This window comes from Bradyrhizobium sp. WYCCWR 12699, assembly GCF_032144035.1.
Lineage (GTDB): Bacteria > Pseudomonadota > Alphaproteobacteria > Rhizobiales > Xanthobacteraceae > Bradyrhizobium.
Genome location: NZ_JAVTJN010000032.1, coordinates 15,958 through 28,648 on the forward strand (window position 1 = coordinate 15,958; position 12,691 = coordinate 28,648).

11 protein-coding genes are annotated in these 12,691 nt (G+C 65.0%); 8 read left to right on the forward strand and 3 right to left on the reverse strand.

From position 1 onward, the window contains the following. The first annotated feature begins 32 nt into the window (after window positions 1-32). From RPS27_RS14840 to upp, 5 genes are all read left to right on the forward strand, one after another. Window positions 33-668 (forward strand): hypothetical protein, encoded by a 636-nt coding sequence (locus RPS27_RS14840; protein ID WP_313754094.1) that lies wholly within the window; start codon window positions 33-35, stop codon window positions 666-668. A 2-nt stretch (window positions 669-670) separates the two neighbouring features. Then, window positions 671-1,306 (forward strand): VOC family protein, encoded by a 636-nt coding sequence (locus RPS27_RS14845; RefSeq protein ID WP_313754095.1) that lies wholly within the window; start codon window positions 671-673, stop codon window positions 1,304-1,306. A 246-nt stretch (window positions 1,307-1,552) separates the two neighbouring features. Next, window positions 1,553-2,809 (forward strand): GTP cyclohydrolase II, encoded by a 1,257-nt coding sequence (locus tag RPS27_RS14850; RefSeq protein ID WP_212068106.1) that lies wholly within the window; start codon window positions 1,553-1,555, stop codon window positions 2,807-2,809. Window positions 2,810-2,816: 7 nt separating this feature from the next. Continuing rightward, on the forward strand, window positions 2,817-4,055 hold the full coding sequence (locus tag RPS27_RS14855; protein ID WP_212068105.1) for a URC4/urg3 family protein: 1,239 nt from the start codon (window positions 2,817-2,819) through the stop codon (window positions 4,053-4,055). A gap of 159 nt (window positions 4,056-4,214) precedes the next feature. After that, on the forward strand, window positions 4,215-4,844 hold the full coding sequence (upp, locus tag RPS27_RS14860; RefSeq protein WP_211418349.1) for a uracil phosphoribosyltransferase: 630 nt from the start codon (window positions 4,215-4,217) through the stop codon (window positions 4,842-4,844). 224 nt (window positions 4,845-5,068) lie between these two features. Here the strand turns inward: upp and RPS27_RS14865 are convergent, their stop codons facing one another. Next, window positions 5,069-6,181, reverse strand: coding sequence for a M48 family metallopeptidase (locus RPS27_RS14865; protein ID WP_212068104.1), 1,113 nt, complete (start codon window positions 6,179-6,181; stop codon window positions 5,069-5,071). A 3-nt stretch (window positions 6,182-6,184) separates the two neighbouring features. Further along, window positions 6,185-7,339 (reverse strand): DUF898 family protein, encoded by a 1,155-nt coding sequence (locus RPS27_RS14870; RefSeq protein ID WP_374762338.1) that lies wholly within the window; start codon window positions 7,337-7,339, stop codon window positions 6,185-6,187. A 293-nt stretch (window positions 7,340-7,632) separates the two neighbouring features. Between RPS27_RS14870 and RPS27_RS14875 the strand changes: the two genes are divergently transcribed. Beyond that, entirely contained in the window at window positions 7,633-8,898 is a 1,266-nt protein-coding gene (locus RPS27_RS14875; protein ID WP_211418351.1) for a cytochrome P450, read from the forward strand. Window positions 8,899-8,959: 61 nt separating this feature from the next. Continuing rightward, on the forward strand, window positions 8,960-10,234 hold the full coding sequence (locus tag RPS27_RS14880; protein WP_212068103.1) for a cytochrome P450: 1,275 nt from the start codon (window positions 8,960-8,962) through the stop codon (window positions 10,232-10,234). Between the two features lie 233 nt (window positions 10,235-10,467). On the opposite strand, the gene RPS27_RS14885 is transcribed toward RPS27_RS14880, so the two are convergent. Continuing rightward, window positions 10,468-11,388, reverse strand: coding sequence for a LysR substrate-binding domain-containing protein (locus RPS27_RS14885; protein WP_211418353.1), 921 nt, complete (start codon window positions 11,386-11,388; stop codon window positions 10,468-10,470). 125 nt (window positions 11,389-11,513) lie between these two features. Between RPS27_RS14885 and RPS27_RS14890 the strand changes: the two genes are divergently transcribed. Then, window positions 11,514-12,683: an acyl-CoA dehydrogenase family protein gene (locus RPS27_RS14890; protein WP_313754096.1), complete on the forward strand. Its 1,170-nt coding sequence runs from the start codon at window positions 11,514-11,516 to the stop codon at window positions 12,681-12,683. Window positions 12,684-12,691: the final 8 nt, after the last annotated feature.

The window sequence follows — 12,691 nt, forward strand, 5'->3', positions numbered from 1 at the left end:
GGGGCGGGCCGATCCGGTCGATATGTCCGAATATGCAGGTTTTATCCAGTCACCGTTGTGAGGGTGTGAACGCGGCCAATTTGTGCAAGATGGACATCTCTTCGCAGGGAGTGTGCGGGCAGCCGATGACGGTTCAATGGATCGAGGGCTACAGTCGGGATGAGCTGGACCGTGCCCAGGAGCGATTCGGCCTGATCTTCCCACCCGACCTGGTCGCTCTCCTGAGAGAGAAACGTCCCGTCGAAGGACATGACTGGAATGACGACGTTGCAATCAGGCACGCCCTCGACCTTCCTCTCGCTCGGCTGCTCTCCTCCATCGAGCACAATCCGCACTGGTGGCCGGAGTGGGGAGAGAGGCCTTCCGACATAGACGCGCGCAAGGAAGTCGTGCGAGATGTTGTCTTGCGCGCCCCCAAACTGATCCCCTTGATCGGCCATCGATACCTGCCCGAAGAGCCGCACGAGGCGGGCAACCCGGTATTTTCCGTTTTCGGCTTCGACACGATCTACTACGGGACGGACCTCGATGACTATTTCGAGCGAGAAAATGCTCCATCCGATTTCCGGGAGCCGCTGAGCCAGTTCAAGCATATCCGCTTCTGGTCTGACCTCGTCGCGCGATATGGATGCAGCCTGGAAGAACTTCAGAAGAAATTGGACCGCTGACCATGCTCCGTCTCGACCACATCACCGTCGCCGCCAACGACCTCGCCGAGGGGGTGGCCTATGTCGAAGAGGCACTCGGCATTGCGCCGCCGGCCGGCGGCGCGCATCCGCTGATGGGGACGCATAATCATCTGCTGCGGCTGAGCGAGACGTCGTTTCTCGAAGTCATCGCCCCGGACCCGTCGGCGCCCGGGCCGGCCCGGCCGCGCTGGTTCGGGCTCGACGATCCGCGCACGCATGCGACGCTTGCGGCCTCGCCGAGGCTCATGACGTGGGTCGTGAACACCTCCGACATCACCTCGGCGCTCGCGAAGATTCCGCAGGCGGCGCGGCCAGCGATCACGGTGACGCGCGGCCATCTTGAATGGCTCATCTCGGTTCTACCCGACGGCTCGATGCCGTTCGATGGCGCGTTCCCGACTATAATCGAGTGGCCGAAGGGCCCGCATCCGGCTTCGCGCATGGCCGATTTCGGCTGTTCGCTGGTGGCGTTCGAGATCTTGCATCCCGAGGCGGACGCGATCCGCGCGGCGCTGATGGGCTTTCTGAACGACCCGCGGATCGGTTTCAGGCTCGCTTCTGAGCCCGCGTTTCGCGCAGTGATCCGGACGCCGCGGGGTGACCGGCAACTGGCCTAGCTTGAACGCCGCTGTCGCCTCTTCAAAAATACGAATGATTACATAGATATAAGTCCCACTCCGGGGCTGCGATCCGGTCAGGACGGGGCAGCGACTGCCCACGTGACCGGCACGATTAACTTGTCTGTCGCTGACGGCCGCTACAATATGTTGGATTGAGCTTGCGTCGCCTGTGTTCCGAAACGGTGCCGCAAGCGAGCCAGGCCCGTCCGAGCGGCGGGCCGTTGGCGTTTTGGGAGCCTGGACATGAGCCGCGCGAACCGTACCGACCACATCCGCCTCACCTCGCATCCGGAGCCGGGCAAGAAGTCCGCTTTCCCGATCCATTGGGGCGCGGCCGATGCGCGCGCGCGCGGGCCGATCATCGGCACGGTGTCGCGCGCGGGCGATCGCAACGTGATCGGCAGCCACGGCGGTTCCTACGCGATGTACCGCGCGCTCGCGGTGTCCGCCGGCGCGCTCGACCCGATTCGCAGGCCCGACCTCACCAACACGTTTCCGGCCGCGACCATCGGCCCGTTCGAGCAGTGGACCGATCCCACCAAGATCGTCGCGCTCGATCCCTGGGGGCATCTGGTCGCCGAGAACTTTGGCAAGGACATCGCCGAAGGCGTCGACATCCGCCCAAGCATCGCGGTGACGCGGGCGCGGCTCGACCTGCCGGAGATCCGCGAGGCGCTGGCGGCAAAGCGGCTGCGCGCCGACGGCGAGGTCGTGCACGCCAATGGCAGCGTGTCCGTGGTGAAGATCGCGATCGATCCGGTCTGGTACCTGCCCGGTCTTGCGGCGCGCTTCGGCACCGGCGAGACCGAGCTGCGCCGCACGCTGTTCGAGCAGACCGCCGGCATGTTCCCCGAGCTGGTCACGCGTCCGGACATGAAAGTGTTCCTGCCGCCGATCGGCGGCACCACCGTCTACATGTTCGGCGATGTGACGAAGCTGCCTGATCATCGCACCAGGATCACCTGCCGCGTCCATGACGAGTGCAACGGCTCCGACGTGTTCGGCTCCGATATCTGCACCTGCCGCCCCTATCTGATCCACGGCATCGAAGAATCCGCGCGCGGCGCGCAGGAGGGCGGGCTCGGGCTCGTGGTCTACAACCGGAAAGAGGGCCGCGCGCTCGGCGAGGTCACCAAATTCCTGGTCTACAATGCGCGCAAGCGCCAGGAGGACGGCGACGCGGCCGCGGCCTATTTCGAGCGCACCGAATGCGTCGCCGGCGTGCAGGATGCCCGCTTCCAGCAATTGATGCCGGATACGATCCACTGGCTCGGCCTCAAGCGGATCGACCGCTTCCTGTCGATGAGCGACATGAAATACGACGCACTGACTTCGCAGGGCATCGACATCGTCGAGCGCGTGCCGATCCCGCCGGAACTTATCCCGGCCGACGCCTATGTCGAGATCGCCGCCAAGAAGGCCGCCGGCTATTATTCGACCGACATCGCGCCCGAGAAGGACGTCGACGGCGTGGTCGGCCGCTCGCTGGAAAAATACTGATCGCGCGATGGCGGACGCTCTGGAACAACAGGCCCGCTCCCTGCTCAGCGCAGGAGCGGTTCGCGCGCGGGCCGGCAAGATGCTCGAACTCGGCCTTGCCGGCGGCTTGAGCCACTTCACTGTCGATCTCGACCGCATGGATGGCGTCGCCGAGGCCGTGCTCGCGGTCACGCGAAAAGCCTATCCGACGCTGGAGATTCCCTTCCATGCGCGCTGGCGGCATTTTGTGATCGGCGGCGTCGACCGCTGGGCGCGGCTTGCAGACGCGACATCATGGCCGGATCGCGCGGCACGGGCGCGCGCCGAGTTCGACCTCGCCATCGTCAGCGTGCTGCTCGATGCCGGCGCCGGCGCTGCGTGGCGATATCGGGACGCGGCGACGGGCGAAAGCATCGGTCGGTCCGAAGGACTTGCGATCGCGAGCCTCGACATGTTCGCGAGCGGGCTGTTCTCGGGCGACGCACACGCGCCGTTCAGGGCCGATGCCGAGGTTCTGGCAAAATTGTCGCTCGCCGCGCTTACATCGGCGTTCCAGGTGAACGATGGCAATCCGCTGCTCGGACTTGAGGGGCGCACCGATCTGCTGCGGCGCCTGGGCCAACTGGTTGCCGGACGTGCGGAGGTTTTCGGCCTGCGTGACACGCCGCGGCCGGGCGGCCTGTTCGATCATATCGCGGCGCAGGCGAAGGGCGGCGCTGTCGCTGCGCCCGTCATCCTGTCGGCGGTGCTGAACCAGCTCGGACCGATCTGGCCCTCGCGGCTCGAGCTTGCCGGCGTCCCGCTCGGCGATTGCTGGCGCCATCCCGCGCTCAAGACGGACGACGCAACGACAGGCCTCGTGCCGCTGCACAAGCTGTCGCAATGGCTGAGCTATTCGCTGATCGAGCCGCTGCAGCGCGCCGGCATCGATGTCACCGACATCGACGGCCTCACGGGCCTTGCCGAATATCGCAATGGCGGCCTGTTCGTCGATCACGAGGTGCTGCGCCTGCGCGATCCCGTCGATGGCGAGCGCGCGCATGCGGTGGATTCGCTGCTGGTCGTGGAATGGCGCGCGCTGACGGTGGCGCTGCTGGACCGGCTCGCCGAACTGGTTCGTGTCAAGCTCGGCCGCACGCCGAAGTCGCTCCCGCTCGCCAGCATTCTGGAAGGCGGCACCTGGGCCGCGGGCCGGGCCATCGCGTTTGCGCGCCGTCCCGACGGCTCGCCGCCGCTCAAGGTGATCAGCGACGGCACGGTGTTCTAACCCTCTCCCCTTGTGGGAGAGGGTGGCTTCGCGAAAGCGAAGCCGGGTGAGGGGTTGCTTCCGCGGGAGCATCTCTCACTGGAGTTCGCGGAAAGATACCCCTCATCCGGCGCTTCGCGCCACCTTCTCCCACAAGGGGAGAAGGAAGAAAGGCATCCCATGGAAGGCGTCACGATCGTCGATCATCCGCTGGTGCAGCACAAGCTGACGCTGGTGCGGGACAAGTCCATCTCGACAAAGTCGTTCCGCGAGCTGATCAAGGAGATCGGCATGCTGCTCTGTTACGAGGTGACGCGCGATCTGCCGCTCGCCGACACCGTGATCGAGACGCCGCTGGCGACGATGCATTCGGCCAAGATCGCCGGCAAGAAGCTGGTGTTCGTGCCGATGCTGCGCGCCGGCACCACCTTCGTCGACGGCATGATGGATCTGGTGCCGACCGCGCGCGTCGCCCATATCGGGCTCTACCGCGAGCCGCACAGCTTTGCCGCGGTCGAGTATTTCTTCAAATCGCCGTCCGATCTCAGCGAGCGCCTCGCCATCGTGGTGACGCCTGTGGTCGCGACCGCCAACACGGCGGTGGCCGCCATCGACCGGCTGAAGGAGCGCGGCGCGAAGGACATCCGCCTCGCCTGCCTGATCGCGGCGCCGGAAGGATTGGAACGGCTGCGCGGCTTGCACCCGGACGTGCCGATCTGGACCGCGGCGGTGGACGAAGGTCTCGACGACAACGGCTTCATCCTGCCTGGCCTCGGCGATGCCGGCGACCGCGCCTACGGGACGCGGTAATTCAAAGCATGATGCAGCAACAGAGAAGGTGCCCCCCCCTCTCCCGCTTGCGGGGGAGGGCTGGGGTGGGGGTGCCTCCGCTCGCGAGCCCCCAAGAGGCAAGAGCCCTCACCCGGCGCGCGGGACGATGCTTCGCATCGCCCGGACGCGCCGACCTCCCCCGCAAGCGGGAGAGGTTAGAGCGAGCCCGCGGCCGATAGCTTCGACTCAAAGCTCATCCCACCTCAAATCTTCCCGCTGCCGCAAATGCCCTTCAGCGACTGCCACTCCTTGTCAGTCAGCAGCGGCGGGCCGCTCACCGGGCGATCTTCCCGGGTCATGCGGGCGAGGCGGTCTTCGGTCAGCGGGTGGCTGGCGAGGATCGTCGTGAGCTTCGAGCCGCCCTCCTTGCCGGTGATGCGGAACATCAGCTCGAAAGCGGGCTTCGGCGAGCGGCCGAGCTTGTGCATGACCTCGATCGCGAACGTGTCGGCGGCGGTCTCCGCCTCGCGCGAATAGGAGGCTTCGACAACGCTGCGCGAGGCGAAGATCACCGCGGATGAGCCGGTGACGTCGCCGAACAACAGGCCGATCAGGAACGAGGTGCCGCCGTTGTAGATCAGCCCGCGCATGCTGTCGTAATGCTTGAGGTGGCCGAGCTCGTGCGCGAGGATGCCGGCGAGCTCGTCGGGACTTTCGGCCTTGTCGAGCAGGCCCTTCAGCACGAACACCTTGCCGCCCGGCAGTGCAAAGGCGTTCGGCACCGAGGTCGGCAGCACGCCCGCCATCATGGAATCGTCGTCGAGACCGGCGGCATCGCGCAGGCGGTTGACGAGCTTGGTGAAGGCGGCCTTGCCCGCGGGATCTTCGCACACATTGCGGCCGAAGATTGTCTTCATCTGCACTTCGGCGGCGTCGCCGATGCGCCGTTCGACGGGTTTCGGCACCAGCGGCGCGAGACGGTCGGCGGCGAGCGGCACACCGAACAGCACGACGCAAACGATGGAGATTGCGGCCGCCGCCGACCAGCCGACGATTTTTGCGACACCGCGGCGCGAAGTCCGGTGCTCGTCGAGCCGCAGGCAACGGGCGGTCACGTCGGCCGCAAGCGCCGCGTCGCGGATTTCCAGCCGCGCCAATGGCGGTGCGGTGATGCTCGAAAGGCGCAGGATCCCTGGCGGACTGTCGGCGCGGCGGATATCGGCATAGGACCAGCGAACCGGCGCCCCGCCCTCCTCCGCGATCTCGAGCGCATCACCGAGCGTCAGCATGACCTGCCGCCGGCGGCTTGAGGTGCCGTCGAAGAAGATGGTCGGCTTCGCGGACTGCGCCGGCGCCTCGGCAGATATGTCACTCACAGCTTAGAATCCCGCGACATCGAGCCCATCGGCAAAACCTTCGCCGAGCGCGCTGGCAAGCTGGCCGCTGCCGCGCACATCCGCCGCGGCCGCGATGTCGTGCACCTCGACGGTTTCCAGCACCTTGGCCCAGAGATCGCGCTGAAGATAGACGCGCATCACGATATTGATCGCGAGCGCCAGGGCGAGATAGCCGATGACCATCATCACCACCATCGGGATGCTCGTGACGGCATTGTCGGAGCCGAGCATCTGCTCCGCCGGAACGCCGCTCAGCTGGACCAGCAACAGGGCGCCGCCGCCCATATAGGCCGAGAAGGCCATCGTGAGCAGCATCCACCAGCCGATCATCTTCCAGTACAGGCCATAGAACGCGTCATGAGGCAGGTTCGAGGACAGGCTGACGCCGCCGATGCGGATGCCGTCGAGCCACCAGCGCCATTCGCGCGCCTTGAACTCGGCATAGAAGAACGGCGCGAGCGGAAAGATGAAAAGCGCGATCGGGCTGAGCAGCCACAGCCACCAGGCGCGCTTGAAGAAGGTCCAGCCGTCGCCCTCGAAATCGCCGCGGAGATCGCCGTAATGGCTGTGCTGCATCTTGTAGCGCTCGAGCGCGGCCTCGCGCCACGGCAGCGCCAGGCCGAGCGTCAGCAACACCAGCAAGCCCCACGCCATGGCGCGGAACGAATAGGCCCAGCCGGAGCCGTCCATCCAGAACCGCACGCCGCGCCAGACCGTGCGCGTCAGCCGATAGCGCCGCGCGCGAAAGATCGCGAACTGGCCGAAGGCGTAGAAGCCGATGAACAGCGGCGTCGAGGCAAAGCCCTGCCAGCGCTCGAACTCGATACCAACAAGGAAGTAGGCGAGGTAGATCGGCACCAGGATCGCGAGCGCGAACAGGAAGCCGACCAGAAGCTCCTTGGCCCGGCCGGTATATTCGGCGGCATCGCCGTCGATCGCAGTGTTCGCCCACAGATGGCGGCGGATGTCGGTGACGAGCCAGAACCGGTAGAAGCCGAAGGTGACGAGCTCCAACATGGCACCCTTGGTGACCATTCTCCGGAACTCGGAGCGATTGCCGGAAAAATCGACGCGCGTGGGCGGCAGCGGCGGCGGAAGCGGCTCGGAGCCGATCGGGGTCCATTGCATGTCGTTCACGGCGGCAACCTCGGGATGTCGGTCTGTTGCAATCAAACTATAGATCAGAGGCTTGGTCGACCCCCGGGACGGCCGGGTTCGATTTACCTCGATTCCAGTCGGTTTCTGTCACGATTCCACGACAAGCGATGTGCGGGGGATCACGCTCGCGGACGGCCCGCAGCGCTCTCGCGAAAGTTGGATGTGGCAAAACTCTCCCTTGCTCCGGCGCAGACAACCGGCTGTAATTGCAAATCAAATACCGCAGCGCAGAATTCAACGAGAACGCGCGGTTCATGCCAGGGAGAACGGTCATGCATGGGACCATCGAGAGCGCGGCCAAGCTCGACGCACTGCGCGAGCGCGCCAAGTCACTGCCGCTGGAGCAGTTCGATCCGGGTGACCCCGAGCTGTTCAGGACCGATACGTTCTGGCCGTATTTCGATCGGCTGCGCCGGGAAGACCCCGTGCATTATTGCAAGGACTCGATGTTCGGGCCGTATTGGTCGGTGACGCGCTACAACGACATCATGGAGATCGAGACCAACCACGCGGTGTTCTCCTCGGCCTCCTCGCTCGGCGGCATCACCATCCGCGATATCGACCCGGACCTGCGCCGCGAGAGCTTCATCTCGATGGACCCGCCGCGCCATGCGGCGCAGCGCAAGACCGTGGCGCCGATGTTCACGCCGACGCACCTGGACAATCTCGCGCTCAACATCCGCAAGCGCTCGGCCGAGTGCCTCGACAATCTGCCCCGCGGCGAGGTGTTCGACTGGGTCGACCGCGTCTCGATCGAGCTGACCACGCAGATGCTGGCGGTGCTGTTCGACTTCCCCTGGGAAGACCGCCGCAAGCTGACACGCTGGTCCGACATCGCCACCACGATTCCCGGGCCCGACGGCCTCGTCGCCACCGAGGACGAGCGGCAGGCCGAGCTGACAGAATGCGCGGCCTATTTCTCCCGCCTCTGGAAGGAGCGCATCGAACAGCCGCCGAAGAGCGACCTGCTCTCGATGATGGCGCATGGCGCCGCGACGCGCGACATGGATGCGAAGAACTTCCTCGGCAATCTCGTGCTTTTGATCGTCGGCGGCAACGACACCACGCGCAACACCATGTCGGGCTCGCTGCACGCGCTGAGCCAGCATCCGGAGCAATATCGCAAGCTGCGCGAGAACCCGGCGCTGCTCGACAGTTTCGTCCCCGAAGTGATCCGCTGGCAGACGCCGCTGGCGCATATGCGCCGCACCGCGCTCTCTGATTTCGAGTTCCGCGGCAAGCAGATCAAGAAGGGTGACAAGGTCGTGATGTGGTACGTCTCGGGCAACCGCGACGAGGAGGCGATCGACAAGCCCTACGATTTCATCATCGACCGCGCCCGCCCGCGCACCCACCTGTCCTTCGGCTTCGGCATCCACCGCTGCGTGGGCTTGCGCCTTGCCGAACTCCAGCTCAAGATTATCTGGGAAGAGATCTTGAAGCGGTTCGACCATATCGACGTGGTGGGCGAGCCGAAGCGGGTGTATTCGAGTTTCGTGAAGGGTCTCGAAGAGCTGCCGGTGAAGATTGCGGCGTGAGTTACTTCGCCTTTCCCCGCAAGCGGGCAGAGGCGAAGAAAGAACAAACGGAGCCACGACGATGAACATCCAAGCGCCGGTTAAGGTGGACAAGGCCGAACGCATCCGTCGGGCCCGCGAAGAGGCCTATGCGACGCCGCTGTCGCAATTCCACCCCGGCGCGCCCCGGCTGTTCCAGGACGACACGCTGTGGCCGTGGTTCGAGCGACTGCGCAAGGAAGAGCCGGTGCATTACTGCACCAACGCGCCGATCGAGCCCTATTGGTCGGTGGTGAAGTACAACGACATCATGCATGTCGACACCAATCACGGCATCTTCTCCTCGGATTCCACGCTCGGCGGCATCTCGATCCGCGACGTGCCTGAGGGTTACGACTGGCCGAGCTTCATCGCGATGGACCAGCCCAAGCACTCGTCACAGCGCAAGACGGTGTCGCCGATGTTCACGCCGACACATCTGGACGAGCTGGCGAAACTGATCCGCGAGCGCTCGCAGACCGTGCTGGACAATCTGCCGCGCAACGAGACCTTCAACTTCGTCGAGCGCGTCTCGATCGAGCTGACGACGCAGATGCTGGCAACCCTGTTCGACTTCCCCTGGGAGGAGCGGCGCAAGCTGACGCGCTGGTCGGACGTCTCGACCGCGCTGCCCAAGAGCGGCATCGTCGCCTCGGCCGAAGAGCGCCGCCGCGAGATGGACGAATGCTACGCCTACATGTCCAAGCTGTGGAACGAACGCGTTAACTCGGCGCCGCGCAACGATCTGCTGTCGCTGATGGCCCATAACGACGCCACGCGCCACATGGACCCCGACAATCTCATGGGCAACATCATCCTGCTCATCGTCGGCGGCAACGACACCACGCGGAACACCATGACCGGCTCGGTGCTGGCGCTGAACGAGAACCCGGAGCAATACGACAAGCTCCGCACCAATCCGGAGTTGATCGATTCCATGGTGCCGGAGGTGATCCGCTGGCAGACCCCGCTGGCGCATATGCGGCGCACCGCGCTGCAGGACACCGAGATCGGCGGCAAGCAGATCAAGAAGGGCGACCGCGTCGTGATGTGGTACGTCTCGGGCAATCGCGACGATGAGATGTTCGACAGGCCGAACGAGTTCATCATCGACCGCCCCCGGCCGCGCACGCATCTTTCCTTCGGCTTCGGCATCCACCGCTGCGTCGGCATGCGCCTTGCCGAGCTGCAGCTCAAGATCGTCTGGGAGGAGATGCTGAAGCGCTTCGACCGCATCGAGGTGGTCGGCGAGCCCAAGCGGATCTATTCGAGCTTCATCAAGGGCTACGAGACGCTGCCGGTGCGGATACCGGGCTGAGCTCTCATTGCCGGCGACAGCATCTTGTTCGCTCGTGTCGCGGACGCGTCGCAGCGCGTAGCGGTGCGGCGCAGAGCCGAGACCCAGCAAGCATCGGCCTCGCAGCGACATGGGCCCCGGATCTGCCGGGGCACGAGAGCGGTAGGGCACCGACCCAGCTATAAAATTCCGGCATGTCAGCTCGCGCCAGATGCGAAGGCAAGTCGGCGCCCGACTGTTCTACCACACCACATCTAACTCAACTTGATGTCCCAGACGCCGTCCTTGCGGCAGGCGGCGACCTCCTCGCGCAGGAGGGTCGTGACGGCCAGGGACGCCGTCGAGACCGGGCGGTCGATCGGAGAAGCGAAAATGAGCTCGCGCGTCATCGGCTTCGAGACGGCCGTCGTCTCCAGCCGCCCCTCCGCGACCTCGCCATGGACCGACGAGGGCGGCAGCAGCGCAAAGCCGAGGCCTTCCTCGACGAGACTGGTGAGCACGCGGAACGAATCCGCCTCGAGCTGGACGTTGAGCTTGATCTTGCGCTGGGCGGCCGCGTGCTCGATCAGCGCGCGGAGGCCGTGGGAATGAGAGGGCAGCACCAGCCGCTGCCGCAGCAGCCAGCCGATATCGACGCTCTTCTTGCGCGCGAGGCCGCAGCCGCGCGGACCGACGGCGACGATGTTGTCGCGACCGAGGCTCTCGACGTTGAGATGCAGATCGGCGGAACGCCCGTAGAGTATGGCAAGGTCCATCTCGCCGCGATGCAGCCATTCGACGAGATGGCCGCTGTAGCTCTCGACGATGCGCAGCGAGATGCCGGGAAATTTTTCGACGCAGCGCCGCGCAAAGCGCGCCGACAGCACGCAGCTCACTGTTGGAACGAGGCCGAGCACGACCTGGCCGGACGGCGGCCCCTGGGACGACTGGATGTCGTCGCGGATCTGGTCGATCTGCCGCACGATGCCGGAGGTGCGCGCCAGCAGCAGCCGGCCGGCTTCGGTCAGCACCATGCCGCGGCCGTTGCGGGTGAAGAGTTCGGTGCGCAGCTCGTGTTCCAGCAGCTTGATCTGCCTGGAGAGCGCGGGCTGCGCCACGCGCAACGTGTCGGACGCCTTGGACAGGCTGCCGAGCTCCGCCACGCAACTGAAGGTCCTGAGCTGCCGGAAATCCATGCTTGCCAATCCTGGAAGGCTACTTCATACGCTATAACAAATGAGCATAGGGGGCTGGCGTTGTTTTCACAACGCCGGAGGATTGACCGGCGTTATCTTAACTGCCGACCAGAACTGGAAACGCCATGAGTCAAGAACACCACACCGAAGATTTCGCCGACATCCGCGACGCCGTCGCAAAACTCTGCGCGCAGTTCCCCGGCGAATATTGGCGCAAGCTTGATCGCGAGATGGCCTACCCCAAGGCCTTCGTCGACGCATTGACCCAGGCCGGCTATCTCTCGGTGCTGATCCCCGAGGAATATGGCGGTGCGGGCCTGAAGCTGTCGGCCGCGGCGGCGATCCTGGAAGAGATCCAGCGTGCGGGCTGCAACGGCGGCGGCTGTCATGCCCAGATGTACACGATGGGCACCGTGCTCAGGCACGGCAATGCCGAGCAGAAGGCAAAATACCTGCCGAAGATCGCGAGCGGCGAATTGCGCCTGCAGGCCTTCGGCGTCACCGAGCCGACCAGTGGCACCGACACCTCCTCGCTGAAGACCTTTGCGCGCAAGGAAGGCAACGACAGCTACATCGTCAACGGCCAGAAGATCTGGACCAGCCGCGCCGAGCATTCCGATTTGATGGTGCTGCTGGCACGCACCACGCCGAAGGAGCAGGCCAAGAAGCGCACCGATGGCCTGTCGGTGTTCATCGTCGACATGCGCGAGGCCAAGAACAATGGCCTCGAGATCCGCCCGATCCGCACCATGATGAATCACGCCACCACCGAAGTGTTCTTCACCGACATGAAGGTCCCGGCGGAGAATTTGATCGGCGAGGAAGGCAAGGGTTTCCGCTACATCCTCTCCGGCATGAATGCCGAGCGCATCCTGATTGCCGCCGAATGCGTCGGCGACGCCAAATGGTTCATCGCCAAGGCCACCAATTACGCCAAGGACCGCACCGTGTTCGGCCGACCGATCGGCCAGAATCAAGGCATCCAGTTCCCGATCGCGAAGGCCTACGCCTCGATGCGCGCAGCCGAGCTGATGGTGAAGGAAGCCACGCGCAAATACGAGGCCGGGCTCGATTGCGGCGCAGAGGCCAACATGGCCAAGATGCTGGCGGCGGACGCATCCTGGGAGGCGGCGAATGCCTGCATTCAGACCCATGGCGGCTTCGGCTTTGCCGAGGAATACGACGTCGAGCGCAAATTCCGCGAGACGCGGCTCTATCAGGTGGCGCCGATCTCGACCAACCTCGTGCTGTCCTACGTCGCCGAGCACGTGCTCGGCATGCCCCGCTCATACTGAGGCCACGT